16 protein-coding genes are annotated in these 18919 nt (G+C 42.6%); 9 read left to right on the top strand and 7 right to left on the bottom strand.

Features of this window, described 5'->3' with window-relative positions; genetic code table 11:
• The first annotated feature begins 80 nt into the window (after positions 1 to 80).
• From BET10_RS10935 to BET10_RS10915, 5 genes are all read left to right on the top strand, one after another.
• Entirely contained in the window at positions 81 to 1178 is a 1098-nt protein-coding gene (locus tag BET10_RS10935; protein WP_070985628.1) for a 1-acyl-sn-glycerol-3-phosphate acyltransferase, read from the top strand.
• A 118-nt stretch (positions 1179 to 1296) separates the two neighbouring features.
• On the top strand, positions 1297 to 1545 hold the full coding sequence (locus tag BET10_RS10930) for a DUF1289 domain-containing protein (protein ID WP_070985627.1): 249 nt from the start codon (positions 1297 to 1299) through the stop codon (positions 1543 to 1545).
• A gap of 75 nt (positions 1546 to 1620) precedes the next feature.
• Complete coding sequence (locus tag BET10_RS10925) at positions 1621 to 1827, top strand: DUF3283 family protein (protein ID WP_070985626.1); 207 nt, start codon at positions 1621 to 1623, stop codon at positions 1825 to 1827.
• Position 1828: 1 nt separating this feature from the next.
• Positions 1829 to 2227 carry a GNAT family N-acetyltransferase gene (locus BET10_RS10920; protein ID WP_070985625.1) on the top strand — a complete coding sequence of 133 codons (399 nt, stop codon included), beginning with the start codon at positions 1829 to 1831 and terminating at the stop codon, positions 2225 to 2227.
• Positions 2228 to 2329: 102 nt separating this feature from the next.
• Entirely contained in the window at positions 2330 to 6745 is a 4416-nt protein-coding gene (locus BET10_RS10915) for an EAL domain-containing protein (protein WP_240503675.1), read from the top strand.
• A 60-nt stretch (positions 6746 to 6805) separates the two neighbouring features.
• Here BET10_RS10915 and BET10_RS10910 read toward each other — a convergent pair whose 3' ends face one another.
• Positions 6806 to 7753, bottom strand: coding sequence for an ion transporter (locus BET10_RS10910; protein ID WP_070985624.1), 948 nt, complete (start codon positions 7751 to 7753; stop codon positions 6806 to 6808).
• Between the two features lie 2 nt (positions 7754 to 7755).
• Positions 7756 to 10425 (bottom strand): bifunctional acetate--CoA ligase family protein/GNAT family N-acetyltransferase, encoded by a 2670-nt coding sequence (locus BET10_RS10905; RefSeq protein WP_070985623.1) that lies wholly within the window; start codon positions 10423 to 10425, stop codon positions 7756 to 7758.
• 250 nt (positions 10426 to 10675) lie between these two features.
• On the opposite strand from BET10_RS10905, the gene BET10_RS10900 reads away from it, so the two are divergent.
• Positions 10676 to 11347, top strand: coding sequence for an SIMPL domain-containing protein (locus BET10_RS10900; protein ID WP_420820122.1), 672 nt, complete (start codon positions 10676 to 10678; stop codon positions 11345 to 11347).
• Here BET10_RS10900 and BET10_RS10895 read toward each other — a convergent pair.
• The 3 genes from BET10_RS10895 to BET10_RS10885 all read right to left on the bottom strand — a co-directional run bounded on the left by BET10_RS10895 (position 11332) and on the right by BET10_RS10885 (position 13904).
• On the bottom strand, positions 11332 to 12096 hold the full coding sequence (locus BET10_RS10895) for a substrate-binding periplasmic protein (protein ID WP_070985621.1): 765 nt from the start codon (positions 12094 to 12096) through the stop codon (positions 11332 to 11334). The two genes, BET10_RS10900 and BET10_RS10895, sit on opposite strands and share 16 nt — an antisense overlap.
• A gap of 114 nt (positions 12097 to 12210) precedes the next feature.
• On the bottom strand, positions 12211 to 12729 hold the full coding sequence (locus BET10_RS10890) for an NUDIX hydrolase (protein WP_070985843.1): 519 nt from the start codon (positions 12727 to 12729) through the stop codon (positions 12211 to 12213).
• Positions 12730 to 12851: 122 nt separating this feature from the next.
• The gene (locus BET10_RS10885; RefSeq protein WP_070985620.1) at positions 12852 to 13904 is read right to left on the bottom strand and encodes an aldo/keto reductase; all 1053 of its coding nucleotides are present in this window, start codon (positions 13902 to 13904) and stop codon (positions 12852 to 12854) included.
• Between the two features lie 290 nt (positions 13905 to 14194).
• On the opposite strand from BET10_RS10885, the gene dinB reads away from it, so the two are divergent.
• Positions 14195 to 15253, top strand: coding sequence for a DNA polymerase IV (gene dinB / locus BET10_RS10880; RefSeq protein WP_070985619.1), 1059 nt, complete (start codon positions 14195 to 14197; stop codon positions 15251 to 15253).
• 386 nt (positions 15254 to 15639) lie between these two features.
• Here the strand turns inward: dinB and BET10_RS10875 are convergent, their stop codons facing one another.
• Together BET10_RS10875 and BET10_RS10870 are read right to left on the bottom strand one after the other, a co-directional pair.
• Positions 15640 to 16557 (bottom strand): alpha/beta hydrolase, encoded by a 918-nt coding sequence (locus BET10_RS10875; protein ID WP_070985618.1) that lies wholly within the window; start codon positions 16555 to 16557, stop codon positions 15640 to 15642.
• Positions 16558 to 17029: 472 nt separating this feature from the next.
• Positions 17030 to 17386, bottom strand: a complete 357-nt coding sequence (locus BET10_RS10870; RefSeq protein ID WP_070985617.1) for a VOC family protein — start codon at positions 17384 to 17386, stop codon at positions 17030 to 17032.
• 682 nt (positions 17387 to 18068) lie between these two features.
• On the opposite strand from BET10_RS10870, the gene BET10_RS10865 reads away from it, so the two are divergent.
• Together BET10_RS10865 and BET10_RS10860 are read left to right on the top strand one after the other, a co-directional pair.
• Positions 18069 to 18380 (top strand): IS3 family transposase, encoded by a 312-nt coding sequence (locus BET10_RS10865; RefSeq protein ID WP_070983092.1) that lies wholly within the window; start codon positions 18069 to 18071, stop codon positions 18378 to 18380.
• Positions 18381 to 18406: 26 nt separating this feature from the next.
• The coding region (locus BET10_RS10860) for an IS3 family transposase (RefSeq protein WP_139158734.1) at positions 18407 to 18919 on the top strand (513 nt) is incomplete at its 3' end.

Raw genomic sequence — 18919 nt, 5'->3', positions numbered from 1 at the left:
ATAATCTTAGCTTCCTGCAGTTAAGCACGATAAAATACTGCGCTTTTCGGATTAATCCTTGAATAAATGAGTAGTTTTTAGTGGATACGTACGCACAAATAAGACCTTATAACGACGATGAAGTACCAGCTGCATTAGCGCGTTTATTGGCAGATAATGACTTTATTGATGTCATTGCAAAGTACAATTTACCTAGCTGGTTAAGTCATTGGTCTACCCTGTCTCGTCCACTCGTTCGCGCGCGCTTACGCGGCAAGTGGGGTAAGTTTACCAGCGTTGAGCAAGTGCAGCAGGAAGTGGCTTATTACCTAGAGATATTAATAAAAAATACAACCACGAAGGTAACTTACTCAGGTCTAGACAAGCTAGATAGAAACGCGGCCTACCTGTTTATTTCTAATCACAGAGACATCGTGTTAGACCCCGCATTAATGAACTGGGGATTACATCAACACAACATGAATACGGTGCGAATTGCTATTGGTGATAACCTGTTGCAAGTACCGTATATCACCGAATTGATGCGTTTAAATAAGAGCTTTATCGTGAAGCGCTCGGCCAAAGCACCAAAAGAAATGCTTAAGGCGCTTAGTCAGCTTTCAAATTATATTTATGATTCTCTACAGTCGGGCCACTCAATTTGGATTGCACAAAAAGAAGGGCGAGCAAAAGATGGTATTGATCAGACCGATCCCGCCTTGCTTAAAATGTTGCAGTTGCAAGGGCGCAAGCTAAAGCTGCCGTTTGATGAGTACGTTCGCACCTTAAAAATTGTGCCGGTGTCTATCTCCTATCAGTATGAGCCTTGTGCTGTTGCAAAAGCTAAAGAGTTAGTACACAAACGTGAGTTTGGCGCTTACGTTAAAGCCCAAGGTGAAGATATCGCAAGTATTTTAGAGGGGATTCGTTCGGATAAGGGCCATGTTCATATTGCCTTTGGTGAGCCTATCGTCTCGGGTTGTGAAACACCCGATGAGCTAGCTCACAGTATTGATCAACAAATTTTGGGGCACTATTATCTTCATCCCAGCAATTATATCGCGGCAGGCGAAGACACAAAGGTAAGCTCAAAAGAGCAGCAAGACTTTTTGCAACGTCTCGAATTAGTACCTGAAGAGCTAAAAACCCAAGTGCTGGCAATGTATGCGGAGCCACTTAAGCGCAAGCTTGTGCCTTAACCAAATAGCTCGAACAAAGGAAATAAATAAAAGCCACTCGCTTATGCGGTGGTTTTTTTGTTTGTTATTTGTCCATCAAATCGCGTTATACTTAAAGTAGCTAAGAGATGTGGACATTATGGAACAGATTGAAATTTTTGAGATCCCAAGCCCATGTAAGGGGATCTGTCAGGTCAATAACCGAGGTTACTGCAAAGGTTGCTATCGCAGTAGAGAGGAGCGGTTTGCTTGGAATAATTTCAGTGATGCGCAAAAAAGAAAGGTGATTGCTCTGTGCCAGCAACGCTACAAACGCTACCTTGCTAATAAAAAGCATCAGGATGCACAAAAACCGCCACAAGATGACCAACAATCTTTAGATTTTTAATCGCTTCCCAAAGCAGATGAGCGGGGAAAACCTATGATATACTCCACCTAAATTTAAACTTTGATTGTGATAGTTATGAGCTACAACCTTTGCAATTTGCCTAGACAAGAAAAATATCAAATCCAGCTGGACTATGAAGCCTCGTTTTGGGCATACCAAATCAAGCGTGGTAAAAACACCCGTGAAGCGGTATATGAAGCAATCAATAGCCGTCCAATATCGGAGCAAGCAACACTCAAACAACGGTTTGAATATTACTTGAGCATCATGCTTGCTGGTTAATATGCACATTTCTTTACTTGAGCCAGTTGCAACACCTTTGATTAACAAGTTTTATCAACAGCACAAGGGGCGTGGTAGAGCAACCAAGCATGATCAGAATTGGGTTGTTAAAGCGCCCGACATCATAGCGGCATGCCGTGTGCAAGATAAAGAGGGGGAGTTGTTTTTATCCTCGGTGCTTGTTGCCGAAGACTTTCGCAATCAAGGGGTGGCTCGCGCCTTACTCACGCAAGTGATTGCGTATCAAAGTAATACACTCTACACCTTTGCCTATCGTCATTTATGTGATTTTTATCAGCGGTTAGGGTTTTCAAACTGTAATTTACCCTTGAAATTGCAACCGTATTTTAACAGTTATGTTGCGCAAAAGCGTGATATTGTGGCAATGTGTTTGTCCTAATAATGTAATCTTATCGCTCCTATGCCAAACTTCTTTCAGCCCCTAATTGTAATTTTCTCTGTCGTTTTGCTTTGTTTTGCCAATTTAGCTCAAGCGTCGCAAGTGAAACGTTTATCACCGGCTGAGGGCTTGTCACAAAGCTATGTCAATACATTGATGTTTGATAATAAAGGCTTTTTGTGGTTGTCAACGGAAGGGGGATTAAATCGTTATGATGGTTATCAAGTGCTCAAGGTTAAAGGGCCAGCAGGAGTTTTAGACGAAGCCATCATAGATAGAATCTATCAAGACCCGCAAGGTATCATCTGGATCACGTCCAGAGCCTCAGGACTTTATTCCTACGACCCAGAAAAAGATGCATTTCGTAAATATATGAATGGCCCTAGAAATGAACAAGAGTTTGTGCAGTTTGGGGTCAATGATATGTTGTCAAAAAGCGAAGATGAGCTTTGGTTAGCTCGTGGTGATAACGTATCGGTGTTGAATGCAAAAAGTGGTGAGATCACAGTACAAATTCAACTGCCTATAGACAAAGAAAGTGGCTTTGTTCGTGACTTAATGACAGTCGGAGACTACCTGTTTATCGCCAGTTCAAAAGGGGCCTTTGCATATCATATTAGCAAGCAAAAATTACTGGCAATTGAGCATATAGCCTCGCCGCAGCACGAGTTCCAAACTTACACTAAATCGTTGGCTCTACTTGATTCTGAAACTTTGTTAGTAGGCGCTGTACAAGGTCTATATCAGGTGGATATCAGCCAACTGGACGATATGTTCGAGTATCAAGATAACCGTTGGCAATATGAAACCCTGCTCAATGACTTTAATATCTGGAAAATATCAGTTAAGCCAGACACCATTACGCTTGGCACCGACAAAGGGTTAATGTTTTTTGATAAGGATACGAAAAAGCTAAGTCGTGATCAGCGCATTGCACAAAGTGCTTATAGCCTAACTGATACCAGTATTATTGATTTTGTTGAGGACCAACTAGGTTCACTATGGGTCGCTACCAAAATGGACGGGGCAATGTATTTGCCGAAAAAGAACGAAGCATTTGTCAATATCAATGCATTAACCGTTCAAGGCGAAGGGTTTTCACATAGCAACGTGTGGGATCTACAGGCGTATAACGGAAACATCTGGGCTGCTACACATGACGGTTTGACGGAGTATGATCCACAAACAGGTAAAACCAAAAATTATCTTAAAGGTTACCTTGGTGAAGCTGTCATGCCTGAGTTTTCTGTGCTACAAATTCATTTGTATCAAGACGAGTTTTGGCTTATCACACATCGGGGCTTGTTTATCTTCAATCCGACAAGTCAAGAAATCCGTCGCCCAGAAGTGATTAATAACGAACACCAAACCATAATGGAAGACTATGTTTTCGGTGTGACTTTGCTGCCCGATGGCAATATGTATTTGGTCCACCCTGAGAGGGGGTTTTTCCATTACAGTATTGAGCAAAAAGTGATTACAAAACTCCATGGTGATTTGCAAGATAAAGACCCGTTCTTGTCATTTGGATTTCGAATGCCATTGTCGGATAAGCCGGATCAGCCGTTATTTTTCTATGGCGGTGTATTGTATCGATATGTTCCACAAACTCAGGCATTATCAAAAATCTACGCAACACCGAATGCCAATGAGCACTCACCTGACAACTTACTCACCTACACCATAGATAAGAACAATATTTTGTGGCTGGCTATGTCCAATATGGGCTTAATCGGGTTGACGCTCGACGATTACGAAGTTGCACACACCATAGATTTAAGAAAGCTAAAGCTTGATACCCCCATGTATGAAATGCGCCAAGATAGCGTGGGTGTTATTTGGATGTCGTCGCACAAAGGCATATGGCGCTTGGACCCTGACAACCTTCATATGCAACAATTTGCAACTGATGATGGGCTATATACCAATGAGTTTAACTGGAATGCGTCAGAGCAACTCAAAGATGGCAGAATCGTCTACGGCTCTTTAAAAGGGTTTACTTGGTTTGACCCTGCTGTTGTGCGGCCAAAAAAGCCGTTATTGTCTCGGGTGAATATCACTTCTGTGGAACTGATGTCGAGAAAGTTACAGCAAAATGGTCTCAAAGCGATTGATGAATTGGTGCTCAATCATGATGACATAGGTTTGGAAGTTGCGTTCTCTGCGATGGTATTTAATTATCAAGATAGAGTGGTATACGAATATCAGATATCAGGTGGTCAAAAGACCCTGACGCGTAGCAATAATCGTGTTGTATTTCCTAAGCTCAACCCTGGCAACTATCAGCTGAAAGTATGGGCTAAAGACCCTTACACGGGGGACTACACTGAGCCTGCAAAGCTCAATATTAAAGTGCGTTATCCGATGTGGCGCTCGCCATATGCTTTGGCTGCCTACATTTTATTTGCTCTGTGTTCCTTTAGTTTATGGATGTATCGCAAGAACAAAGTCGAGCAGATGATCATCGCGGCTCACAAAGAAACTCAAAACAGTGAGGCGAGACTTAAATTGGCGTTGGAAAGTAGTGGTTCCGGTGTGTGGGATTGGCAACTTGATAACCACTTAATTTACCAACCAAGGTTGACCACGGAGCTTGAATACCCACACGATAACGTAACATTAGATGAGTACCTTAATATTGTGCACCCTAATGATAGAGCGCTGTTTCGAATTGAATGGCTGGAATTTGTTTCAACCAACAAAGGGACTTTCAATTGCACCTATCGCTTAGCACATAAACAAGGCCACTGGCGGTGGTACAAAGATTACGGCAAGGTGATGGCTTGGCAAGATGGTGTACCAGAGCGTGTGACCGGCACCTATACCAATTTAACAAGAGAGAGAATTTTTGAAGAGCGGGCACGCTTGTTTGGTGCCGCGTTTGAACAAACACGAGATTGGGTATTCATTCTTGATAGAAACTTACGGATTCAAGCGTGTAATACCGCGCTACAACAGGCGTTTGATATTGAAGCAGAGCCTGACTCAAGTACCAAACTAAGCCTAGGTTTGAGTAGACAGGTGAGGATGCGTTACTTACGCGCGATGATTCAGCTTAAACCAGGCGAGCACTACAGTTCAGAAGAGCAGCTGACCCAGCCAGGTGGTGAGGTATGTTATGTGCTGATAAAGGTGAGTGCTGTAGCTGATGCTCATGGTGAACTTGCAAACTATGTTGTCGTGATGACCGATATTTCGTCACAAAAGCGCACAGAGCAAGAGCTGTATCAGTTGGCAAACTATGATGTGGTCACACAGCTGCCAAATAAAGTGTTGTTTATCGATAGGGTGCAACACGCTTTGTCACAGATGCAACAACAAAGCCCTATAGTCATACTTGCATTGCGTTTTAGACGTCTCAAGCGTTATCAGGAATCACTTCCTGCAGAGCAATACGCCAATGTTATGCGTCATTTAGTGAGCATGTTGCGCCAATGCTTTAGAGAGCAAGACAGCATAGGTGTTGAAGCGAGTCAGGAGTTTTATGTTCTGCTAGAGCAAGTCAGAGAAATTTCCGAAGCGACACGATGTATAAGTGATCTAATCCAGCGTTTTGAAAAGCCGATTAATATCTCGGGATATGAGCTGTCACTGGATGTATGTATAGGGGTGGCTTGTGGGCCCGAAGATGGCAATGAAGCATTTGCCTTGTGCCAAAACGCCAAGTTGGCGCTCAGCCACGCGTTACAACAAAATGGCGCAGGTGTGTACTTTTTTAAACAGGAAATGAATCAACAGGTACAGCGCACATTCGTGCTAGAGAAAGACCTGCGCCAAGCTTTAGACAATGGTGAGTTCTCTAATCTGTATCAGCCGATAATTAATGGTACAAGCAAAACCATCGACGGCTTCGAAGTCACCGTGGATTGGCCAAAAATTATGGGCTGTGAAGGCGAAGGTGTGATAGCGAGTGTCGCACAAACGGGTCTGTCGACCTTTATTATGCTACAAACCCTTGAGCGTGCACTTTTTGAGCTAAAGCAGTGGCATATACATAATTCAGAATTATATATCTCACTCAACTTGTCGGCGCAGGACTTTCAAAGTACTCAGTTGCTTGAACAGATCAAAGTTATTCTTGGGCGTACCAATGTGCAAGGAAGGTTTATTGCATTTGAAATCACAGAGTCTGTAATGATGAGTGATATCAGTCATGTTATTGATGTGATGCACCAACTTAAAGCACTAGGCTGTAGATTGTTTATGGATGACTTTGGTACGGGCTATGCGTCATTAACCTACCTTAAGCAGTTCCCAGTAGATGTGCTAAAAATCGATCATAGTTTTGTCAGTGATATTGGTATTGATAACGAGCATGAAGTGATTATTCACGCCAGTTTATCGCTGGCCCACAGTTTGGGAATGCAATGTATCGCCGACGGTATATCAACCAAGGAACAATTGCGTTTTTTGAGAATGTTGGGGTGTGACCATTTCCAAGGGCCGCTATTTTGCGATGTTCAATCCGGTGAACAAGTTGCTGCATTGCTAGAGAGAACTTGGCAGCCCGTATTTTAACTTCGTTGCTGCAAGGTACAGACACACTTGCACCAACGAGCTGTTATAGCTGCTTAACCGTCACAGTTTATTACCGCAGTGCTTGCAATACAGAGCATGTACACGTTGAGAGGTCATAACTTTTATGGCCTGATTGGCTTCGGCATGGCTTAATCCCAGCTCTATACGCAACATTTCAAGATGCTCTTTTTCACTGGGGTCAATCTCACCGTCAATCAGACTGTGCAACACCGCCTCATTAAATGCGTCTCGGCGTTTTCTCAATTGGTCGGCAAAACTAGAGGCCAATAAACCTGTAGGGATTGCGACCATACCCATGCTGAGCAAAGTGATCACGCCCCCGAAAAATCTTCCTGCTGCGGTTACAGGCACCACATCACCATAGCCGACGGTTGTTAAGGTGGCCATTGCCCACCACATAGACTGTGGAATTGAACCAAATTTGTCGGGTTGTATATCATGTTCAAGCAAGTAAATGCCACATGACGCCATGATCAACACCACTGACATAATAAAGAATGCGGCTAACAAGCTACTGCCTTCCTCTTTGAACGCTGCAAGTAACAACTGCATTGCTCGAGAGTAACGAGTGAGTTTAAAGATACGAAGTAACCTAATCACTCTGAGGAAGCGCAAGTCAAAGGTGATAAACATCATCAGCAGAGTGGGTAAAATAGCGAGTAAATCTATGATGGCCAGAGGAGAAAAGAGGTATTTAAGACGCTTTTTTACATTACTACACGAGAGGTTTTTGTACTCTATTTTGTCCACACTGCACCACAGGCGAAGCAAATATTCAACGGAGAATATCGCCACTGAGACCAGCTCCAACTCATGAAAAAAATCTTGATATTGCTTAGCTAAACTGGGCACTGACTCAAGCACAATGGCTATGACGTTAACCATGATCAAGGTAATTAAAAAGATGTCCAGATAGCGTCCAGCCTTGTAGTAGTGGCCACTGCCTTCCAATAGTGCAGCCGTTTTTTCACGATAAGTAGATAGCATAATTAATTTAGTTCTAGTTGCATGTTGACCGTGCCTTCTTCAAAGTCACGGGTGATGGTGAAACCGAGTTTTCTCGAAAGCTCAATCATACCGCTGTTCTCTGGTAGGGTAATCCCATTGAGTGTTTTTATTCCTTGTTTTGCAGCGTAATCAATAATGGCGCTCATAAGAATACGACCCAACCCCAGCCCTTTGGACTGAGAGCGCACAACGACGGCAAATTCCGCGCTGCTATTATCAGGTTCTATCAGGATGCGTGATACGCCAAGTGTCCTATAGCTGCTTTTATAGGGCTGAGTAACGATAAATGCCATTTCTCGGTCGTAATCTATCTGAGTCATTTTAGCCAGTTGCTCATGATTAAATTGCGGAAGTTCACCAAAGAAGCGTCGATATCTATCTTCTTTTGTTAGCGACTGATCAAACTCCTGATGGGCGCGTTCGTCTTCTGGTCTAATGGGCCTCAAGGTGACAGTTTCACCATTTTTCAAAGTTACATTTTTCACCAGATCTTTTGGGTAAGGTCTTATTACAAGCCGTTTTTTACCCACCTTGGGTTGGTATGGAACAAGCGTGACGTTGGCATCCAGCACTAAAAATTGTCCATTGCTTGCCAAAATAGGGTTTAACTCAATACTATCGATGTCAGGCTGATCGATGATCAGCTGTGAAATACGCGTAAGTAAATCGCATAATCTATACTTATCGACCTTGTCTGGAAGCGCTCGCTCCTTAAGTACGCCTTTGTCATGAGCCGCTGCTATCAAATATTTGGCAAGATTCATATTCAGAGGGGGAAATGCCACAGCTGCTTGCGAAAACTCCAAACCCGTACCGGCTTCACCAAGTAAGATAACGGGGCCAAAGTTTGGCTCGGTTTTAACGGCGATACGTAGCTCTTGTGCACCGGCTCTTGGCGCCATTTTTTGCAAAGAAAAACCGTCGATAATTGCATCGGGGTAGGTCTGTTTGATCCTCAACAGCATAGCAAAAGCACTTTGCTCAACTTCGTGACTATCGTTTAAATTAAGTACGACTGCGCCCACCTCCGACTTGGACGCAATAGAAGGGCTGAGCAGCTTAAGCGCGACGGGAAAACCAAGCTCAATGGCTTGCTCTTTCGCTTCTGTTGGCGTCATCGCCACGCGTGTATCGATACACTCAATGTTGTATTGGTTCAGCACTTGGCTTGCCAAATGCGTTGAGAGCTGAGAATGTCCTTCTTTGAGCAGCATTTGAATGGTTTTTCTCGCCGCTTTACTGTTAATTTGGCTATTGCCACTGCCAGATTCAGGCGTTTGTGTTAGGTGTTTTTGATTGCGCCGATAACTGACCAGGTGCATAAAAGCGCCCACAGCGCCTTCGGGTGTGCGATAGGTCGCAATACCATGGTTGGCGCAAATATCTCGCGCTGCATAGGCCGCACGCTCACCCATAAAGTTAGTCATCACAAACGGGCGGGCCATTTTAGGAATGGTTTGCAACGTATTGGCAATGATTTTGGCGTACTCTTCGCTGGGTGCTAGCGCTGAGGGGGTGTGAATGATCAGTAAGTTTTTTACCTCAGGGGCTTTGAGTAATATTTCCAAAGCTTTTTGGTAGCGCATAGGCGAGGAGTCACCGAACAAATCAATTGGGTTTGTGGTCATATTCGATTGTGGGATCACGGCATTGAGTGCTGCGCGAGTCGTCTCATCCAATTGCGTTAACTTACCAGAGCGTTGTAGTAGGGTATCAACCGCCATGATCCCAGGGCCACCGCCATTGGTTAAAATAGTCAGTTGCTCTACCTGAAGTAATTTAGGGTGTAAGGCAAGTGTTTGGGTTGCAGCAAACAGCTCTCTTAGGTCACTTACTCTGAGCATACCTGCACGTTGAAACATCGCATCATAAACTGAGTCATCAGAGGTTCTCCCACCAGTATGAATGTATGCGGCCTCGGCTCCTGCGTGAGTTTTGCCTGTTTTGATGACAATGACTGGCTTGCTAAACGCTGCGGCTCTAGCGGCTGAAATGAAGCGCCTAACATCATCAATATTGTCTATGTACAACAAAATGGCTTTGGTTTTTGCGTCACGACCAAGGAAATCAAGTAACTCGTCAAAATCAATGCCAAGGCAATCACCTACTGATACAAAATAGGAAAAGCCAATTCGCTTACTCTGGGCCCAGTCCAAAATCGTTGAGCAAACCGCTGCCGATTGTGAAACAAACGCCAATTTACCTGGCTCGGCAACGGTGTGTGAGAAGCTGGCATTAAGACCAATATGTGGTACAAGCAACCCCAAACAGTTTGGACCAAGCAACTGAATATTATGTTTATGTGCGATGTTTTTTAAGGCTACTTTTTGCGTGTTACTCAAACCTGCTGCAATGATAACTACATTGTAGCAGCCAATATTGCCAAGTTGTTCAATCAGCGGCTCTAACGTGTTTTTGTTGGTGCATATGACTGCAAGTTCAGGGGGGTGTGGTAACGTAGCAATGCTGGCATAAGCTAATACACCATGCACGGCATTATGTTTTGGCGTAACGGGCATGATGGGACCATTAAAGCCGCCCTGTAGCAGGTTTCTCATCACCACGTAGCCTGCGCGACCTTTGGTGTTAGAAGCACCAATCACAGCCACTGAGCGAGGATTAAAAAATTGTCCTATTTGTTTTACGCTCATTTACCTTCCTGTGTTAAATCTCGTCTACCGACATTTGTGTAGGCCAAATCGTACCGGTACATGGGTCGTTCAGGTCCCGAATTTAAAATTAGCAATTTGGCTGATGAAATCAATGATTTGTGCTATCACTGTAATCAGTTTTTGACGATTGATCGAGACATATTCTGCCTGACTTTGATCTGACAACTATTTATTGGAGTAACAAACCGTGAAAGAAGCATTAAGCAAACACTTGGGTGCTGCAGGTGTCTTGGCTATTGGCATTGTATTGAGTACTTGGCTCATTACTGGGTCTTTACAAGATATCAAAGCGATGGAGCGTACCGTACAAGTTAAGGGCCTAGCCGAGCAGGAAGTGATGGCGGATACCGTGATCTGGCCTGTATTTTATAAAGATGCTGATAACAACTTAGAGGCTTTGGTGGCCAGAGTCGAAGAGAAAAATACAGCAATTCGCGCATTTCTAACTTTACATGGTTTTGATGAGCAAGAAATGAGTCAAGCGACGCCCTCAATCGTAGATAAGTTTGCGCAAGAATATGGGCAAAATGAACGAGGCTTTCGTTATATTGCCAAATCTGGCATCACTGTTTTTAGTCATGAACCTGATAAGGTGAGACAGGCACTTGGCAAGTTAAATACGCTTGCCAAACAAGGTATTGCGATCACTCAGGATGATTATCAAAATCGTATAGAGTATATGTTTACTGGATTGAATGACATCAAACCACACATGGTACAAGAGGCGACTCAAAAAGCGCGTGAAGTGGCGCTTAAGTTTGCGAAAGATTCCGACTCTAAACTTGGTAAGATTAAGTCGGCGCGCCAAGGGCAGTTTAGCATTAGTGACAGAGATAGTAATACGCCGCAAATTAAAACGGTACGCGTGGTAACTAGCGTTGAGTATTACTTGTCAGATTGAGGCGTTGCTAGCTTCCAGCGAGCAAGAATTTGCTGATACCCACCGCTTTGTTTCAGGTGTTGAACTGAGGCTCTCAACTTTTGCACGGTCGCAGCGTCCAATTTGGGGTTAGCGGCTAGCCAAAGCTCGGATGGAAAATCAGTTAGGTGTAGTTTTTTAGCAACACCTCTAGGGTCTAAGCCGGTGCTGACGATTTCTTTTTCTAAGGTGAGCGTATTGGTTAGCACCAAATCAGTGCGCTGTTTGTAAAGTAACTGCCAAAGCTGATGATAGTGACTAACTAATACCAAGTTTTCTTCTTCATTAAACCCTTGCTCGCGTAAAAACCGTTCACTGGAGTAGCCACGGATAGTGCTCACGCGATATTGTTTGGCGCTTTGTAAGGTATCAATAGTTATGGGACTGTCAGCAAGGCTCACCAAATAGGCATCAGCAAAGTAGGTTCGTGCAATCCACACTAACTGTTCGCTGCGCTGAGGGGTTTTCAGCAAAGATAACATCAAGGCATTGGGTTGAGTTTGCATTTCTTTGTAGGCTCGAGCCATAGGCACAATTTCAAATTGGCCTTCAAGCTGCGCATGCGATAGCACACTGCGAGCTAAATCAATTAGAGCGCCTGATGCCTCACCTCTGGCATTTTTAAAGTGATAAGGCGGAAGGTCTTCAGCATAAAAAGTGAGTGTTTGGGCGTGACTAGCAACGGGCACAAATAAGATTATCAGAGTGCAAAAAAAGAGCTTTATTGTCATGTCACCTCCGATAATTTTATAGCTTGTGGATAATCTGATCACACAAGTGCATCAGTTAGCCGAGTGCTTTACAGTAACCAAAAATCACCTTGGGCCTCAAGCTGTAGGAAACCATCACATAGAATTTTGCATCAGCCTATCTTTTATTTGTTGTAATAAAAACAACTCACGCACCAAAGATTGGCCTTGTTTTTCACTATTGGCAAGCGTTTTCTGGTTGTGAGAGATGGCTTCGTCGATATTCACCCAAACAGGCTTCATACCATTAGCGTGCTCATAGTCTTCCATTTGTGGCTGACTAAATTGACCGCATGTCTCACATACATAGCAATCAGAGATGATATGAATCGTATCATAATCGTGTTTATACCAGCTGCGGTATTCTTCATAGCGGCCAAACTCAGTGTAACTCAGTAAGCTTTCGGCACCCGTTTCTTCGCGCAACTCTCTAAATAGTGCTTGCTCAATGCTCTCATGCTCATCGACGCCACCGCCAGGTAGTGAGTAATCATCATACCTTGCTGTGTATAGTAACAGAATTTTTTGGCCGTCTAGCACAATGGCTCTGGTGGTATGGCGGGTAAAGCAAGTGCCGGGCAATGGGATAACAGGGGTTGGATTAAGACTATACATGTCACGGTTAATCATATTTTGCAAATAGGTCTGATTATACGTGACCAATTAAATTAACAAAACTTAAATGACATTAAGTAAAACTCAGCCAACCTCTGGCGAGGAGGGCTGAGTTACTTGATTTAGAAGGGCGAAGGAAAACGCTGTAATAACTCGCCAATTGCCGCTTGTTGGGCATCATCTAATGTCAGCTCAAAGGCTTGTAGGTTTTCTTTTAGTTGCGCCATGCTGGTGGCACCGATGATGGTTGAGGTTACGCCATCCACTTGATTCACCCAAGCAAGTGCCATTTGCGCAGGTGTGATGCCAAATTGCTGAGCCAATTGTACATATGCTTTAACTGCTTGATTGGAGTGTGGCGTGTCTCTGAATAAGCCATTGCGTTGCACATATGTCCAACGTGACCCCTCGGGCCTTGCGCCATCGATGTATTTACCAGTCAATGCACCGGCCCCCAATGGCGACCAAGGTAAGTAGGCAACATCTTCATGAATGCAATTTTCAATAAGATATGGCCAATCTTTGGTATGTAATAAGTTAAACTCATTTTGAATGGCAACGGGCTTGGCAAGGTTATGTTCAGAGGCTAATCGCAAATAAGTGTTAATGCCCCAAGTTGTGTCGTCAGATAAGCCCCAATGGCGAATCTTACCGTTGTCAATACACGTCTGTAGTGCTTGCAGGATTTCTAGCATCTCACTGAGCTGTTGCTCACGGTCAACGTCTGAAAACTTCACCATTCCCGGCCAATGGTTGGCAAAATGTGGAGAGTTACGGTTTGGCCAATGAAGCTGATACAAATCAATGTAGTCTGTATTTAAGCGCTGCAGTGACGCATCAACGGCTTCGATAATGGTCTTGGCGCTGATTGGTGCGCCACCTCTGATCCAGCGCAATCCTCCACCTGCTATTTTGCTCGCAAGCACGACCTGCTGCCGCTTTTCTTGATGGCGAGCTAACCAGTTGCCGATGATTTTTTCGGTTTCGCCATAGGTGTCTTCTGAGGGGGGCACGGCGTATAGCTCAGCGGTATCCATGAAGTTGATGCCATGGCTGAGCGCATAGTTTATTTGTTCATCCGCATCATGCTGGTTATTCTGTAGCCCCCAAGTCATACTGCCTAAACATACTCGTGAGACATCGAGTGTGCTACTACCTAGTCGACTGAATTGCATGTTAAATCCTTGTTGAAGTTTTAATTGGCAATAAATGCCACGACGCGATTTAGTTTAGTGTATTAAAAGTGTGAGTAAAAGTTGCAACAGCGGTAAAATTATGAACATAATAAAGCTGTATATAAATACAGTTGTTTTGTAATGCGTAAATTCATCCATATTGATATGGATTGTTTCTAAACTCTAGGGGGTTGCCAGCTAGCATTTATTGTAAGTGCTGAGTCCTAGAACTTTTTGGTTATGTTTTTTCATCTTGTATAAAGCAAATCTCAATTTTTGGACGTGGAGTGATGCGAAAAATAGTACATGTCGATATGGACGCATTTTATGTTTCTGTTGAGCTCAGAGACAACCCAGAACTTATGGGTAAACCAGTTGCTGTTGGCGGAAGTAGGGGCTCTAGAGGTGTTCTTTCTACTTGCAACTATATGGCAAGACAATTTGGTGTCAAAAGCGCAATGCCTACAAGTGTAGCGTTGAGAAAATGCCCTGACCTTATTCTTTTACCAGGTAGAATGGACGTGTATAAGCAGGTTAGTGAGCAAATTAGAGATATATTTGAGCGCTATACAGATTTAATCGAGCCTCTGGGTTTAGATGAAGCCTATTTGGATGTTAGCGATTGTAAATTATTTGGTGGTTCAGCAACTTTAATAGCGCAGGACATTTGTCGCACTATTCATCGAGAATTAAACCTAACAGCTTCAGCAGGTGTCGCGCCAATTAAATACTTGGCTAAGGTTGCTTCTGATTTAAACAAACCTAATGGTATTTATGTTATTCCCCCTAGTGACGTCGACTCATTTATCGACACAATGGAGCTGAAAAAGATCCCAAGTGTGGGTAAAGTAACGAGTGAAAAGTTACTAGAAGATAATTTAAAGTTTGGCAAGGACGTTAAAGCATCCAGCCTTGAATACTTGTCAATTAAGTATGGAAAACTAGGCCGATTGTTGTGGGAGAGGTGTCGCGGTATAGACAATAGGCCCGTTGTAGTAAGCAGGACAAGAAAATCAGTTGGAGTAGAAAGGACATTTCCTGAAGACTATCGCGATATTGAGTCATTAGACAGAGTGTTGTTTGATGAACTAGTTCCAGAACTCAAGCGGAGATCCTCTAGATACTTAATTGACAGAGGAATAAGCAAAGTTGGCGTGAAAATTAAGTTTTCTGACTTTCATCAAACGACAAAAGATTTTACCGTAGAGCGATTAGAGCCTGAAGTTTTATCAGAGTTACTTCGTGAAGCTTACCACAGAGGGAAAGGTAAATCGGTTAGATTGCTTGGCGTGCATATTGGCTTATCTGAGCAAAAAAATACATCAGAACAAATATCATTTGAATGGTAATCAATGTGCCGTCAATTTACCTTTTTCGAGTCGTAAAAACGCACTTTTGATTATTAGAGGTTCTATTATTTTGTTTTGTATATCTTAATCCAATGTGAAAAGAAGGAGTGTTACACTCTTGGCGGATTATTAAGGAACGATACAAATTGCGCAAAGCGCAGATTAAACTGTTCACCATAGGTAGGAAAACTGATTTTTTAGCAAAACTACCAAGGGCGCAAGTACCTGCGCTGTTCTCTAAAGCATCATTAAAATGTCAAATGCCAACAAACTCAATGTGTTCGAATAGACGATGACTAGCTCCGAAGCACTCAGTTAATCCTATTAAACACAGAGCCACTGCTAACGTGGTAGTTTGCTATGCGTTAGAAGGGTTTACCGAACGCTTATATGCTTTTTATCTGCTTTGACATTGAATTAATGCACTTCCGTGCTGAATCACATATGCTCGATAGCTGAAAGAAACCATGGATGACTCCCAAATAATGATCAATGTGAACGTCAATACCTTGCGAATGCATTAGTTTATATAGCTGTTCGCCTTCATCACGTAACGGATCAAATTCAGCGGAAACGATGGTTGTAGAAGGTAGGCCGCTAAAATCACTTCTCAATAGGTTTAACTCTGGTTCTTCGATGACTTTTGGATCACCATTTGTGTACAACTCAAAACCAGAGAGCAACATTTTTGCGGTAATAATGTAGTTTGAACCGAAATTCTTATAACTCTGCGAGCCGCCTTTCGGATCTAACATGGGGTAGATGAGGATCAGCTTTTTGGGCTGCCAAAGTGAGTGATTTCTGAGTCTTAGCGCCGTAGCTAAAGCTAAATGACCCCCTGCACTGTCACCCATAAAGACTATCTTTTTTGTATCGCCTCCATACTTGCTGCCATGCTCCTTAATACCTAGTACAGCTTGATATACATCATCATGTGCCGCAGGGTAGGTATACTCAGGTGCTAATCTGTATTTTATACAGATGACTATAGAGTTCGACTGCTGTGCAATTTGTCTCAACTGAGCTTGATGAGTTTCGAAGCCCCCACTTATAAAACAGCCGCCATGGAAGTAAATTGTGATTGGTAAATCTTCCTTACTCGTAGGTTTATAAATTTTTATCTGAACCTTATTAAGGATATCTAGGAATTCATTGGCTAATTTTGGACTATCTCCTCCTAGAACCGCACTTGCAGCATAGGAGTTGCGACGTTCTAATACTGTTTTCATTGATAAACAAGGCTTCCCACTCGCTTGAAATTCTTCAACTAATTCTTTGATACCAGCCTCAAGTTTGCCTGTCATGACTTAAATCCTTAATTATATTGATAATATGGTATACATTATTCATTGACTATCTTGAATAACAGCCATAAAAGCAGCCCACTTTTTCATTACTTCTCCTAGTATTCCCAATAGTAATAAGGGGAATTCTTATAGGCCATTCTGAATGGGTTTCTCACATGATTAGAACATTATTAATCTAAGTATTTAGGAGCATAATAGTTAACAGGTTTCATGTTTAATATCTTCCATTAAAGATTTACATTGTTGGTGTTAGCATACATTGAATCACTAAATATAATTGCGAAAAATAGAAAACTTAATATTTTAAACTTTTGGGTTAATACCACTATGCATTTTCCTTTATTTATCTCAGTGACCCCAATCAGGAGCGTGAATTTTTAAATGTTTATTTAATTAAATACGTTAAAAAAGGGTAGGTGTTGTAAAGCACTACAGCTGCTGGCAAAGTACGAACCTATGACCATTATTTTCAGGCGGAGAATACAACTTTGTTTCTGTCTAGATCTCTTATGTAAGCTGAATATTTTGGGCCGCGTATTCCCGGCTTACCTTCACAGCTACCACCCAGTTTAATAGCCTGCTCGTATAGTCGATTAACCTCTTCTTCAGAGCCAACGTTTATGCCAAGCATAGTGCCGTTTCCATTGGTCGCTGGGAGACCGTCAAATGGTATTGCTACGGCAAAAGTAAAACTCTCACATTGCCAATAGTTCATTCTGTCGGTTTTGAACACTTGGGTGAGATCTGAGCCTTCAAACAAAGCATCGTAGAATTCAATTGCCTGCTTCATGTTATTAGTACCAAGAACAAAATAGTCCAACTTCATTTTTGTAATGACCTCAATTGTTGATTAGACGTAAAATTTTTATAGTGAAAATTTGATGCTTGATATCAAGGATATTCGTATAAAAATGAATGTAACCGTGTATAAATCACTTAGCCTTGAAATATCCATTTTTACTCAATATTCTCAAATGTCGTGCTTAAGGAATAGACAATGGATGTTCAGCCTAGAACTTTTCATATTCTATACCTATCAACTTTCCCATTTAATAATATTTTCGAGCTAAGCGTACTTGTTAAATTTGTAGGAAACAATCAAGGGATAAGCATTGTTACCTTATGTTACATTGCGAAAATAATTTTGACTTACAATTAACTTATGAGTTTTTAAATTGATTTAAATGGAGGTTGTTATGAAGGTTAAATGTTTTATTGGTTTAATTTTATAACTCTGTTGTTGTGGCTGTCTTTTTTATTTTCGCTTTTAAATGTCGTAAAGTTAACCGTAATGGCAGCTAATATTTGCGATACTTAGTGTAAATGGCATAAATTAAAAGTAGTATAGAATTTCATTGAGTTTTCACCTTTAGTGGGGAGTGACATGTATAAATATAGGTTTTTGTAAATGGAAATTTGTGAAGCAAAAGTTGAAGATTGTAGTGGCACAATAAATTTGGCCACCTGATTAGAGGTGATAGAATCACCATAACTGATTAGGTGCAAATATGACAAAAAGAACTCGTCCAACTTATTCTCCTGAATTTAGACTCGAAGTCGCTCAACAAGTCGTCGATGAACAACGCTCTGTTAGAGACGTTGCCGAGGCGATGGGATTAGGTAAATCCACTGTCGATAAGTGGGCACGCCAGCTAAAAGAAGAGCGTAACGGTAACCTCACTAGTGCGACTCCCCTGACCCCTGACCAACTTAAAATCCGCGAACTTGAGCGTAAACTCAAACGCCTAGAAGAGGACAATGAGATCCTAAAAAAGGCTTCAGCTCTCTTGATGCAGGACTCCATCAAAGGTTTGCGCTGATCCGCTCCCTTCAAGAGAGCTGGCCTGTGAAGCGTTTGTGTGCTGTATTTAAAGTACAGCGCAGTAGTTACCGATATTGGCGCGAAACACCACATACTATAGCGCCCGAGCGGCTACGTTTAATTGCCGAAATGAAACGTTGGTTTGGGCTAAGTCATGGCTCCGCAGGCCAACGAACCTTGGTTCAACTGCTCGCAAAGTCAGGCTTCAAAGCGAGCCGCTGGTTGGTGAGTAAGCTGATGAAACAAGAGGGATTGGTTAGTCGTCAAATGCCAACGCATAAGTATTCCAAGGCAGAAAAAGAGCACTTAAGCATACCTAATTTATTGAAAAGAGCATTTAGCACACAAGCACCAGATCAAGTTTGGTGTGGTGATGTTACCTATGTCTGGTGCGGTTCTCGTTGGCTATACCTGGCTGTTGTAATTGACCTTTACGCTCGCAAAGTTGTAGGTTGGGCAACATCAGCTCGACCGGACAGTGACCTAACGAAAAAAGCTTTAAGAATGGCTTATGAAAGCCGAGGTAACCCAAAGCGA

Source organism: Pseudoalteromonas amylolytica (genome assembly GCF_001854605.1).
In the GTDB taxonomy this organism is placed as follows: domain Bacteria; phylum Pseudomonadota; class Gammaproteobacteria; order Enterobacterales; family Alteromonadaceae; genus Pseudoalteromonas; species Pseudoalteromonas amylolytica.
The sequence above is the reverse complement of the archived record's forward strand: the minus strand, read 5'-3'. Positions and strand labels throughout refer to the sequence as shown.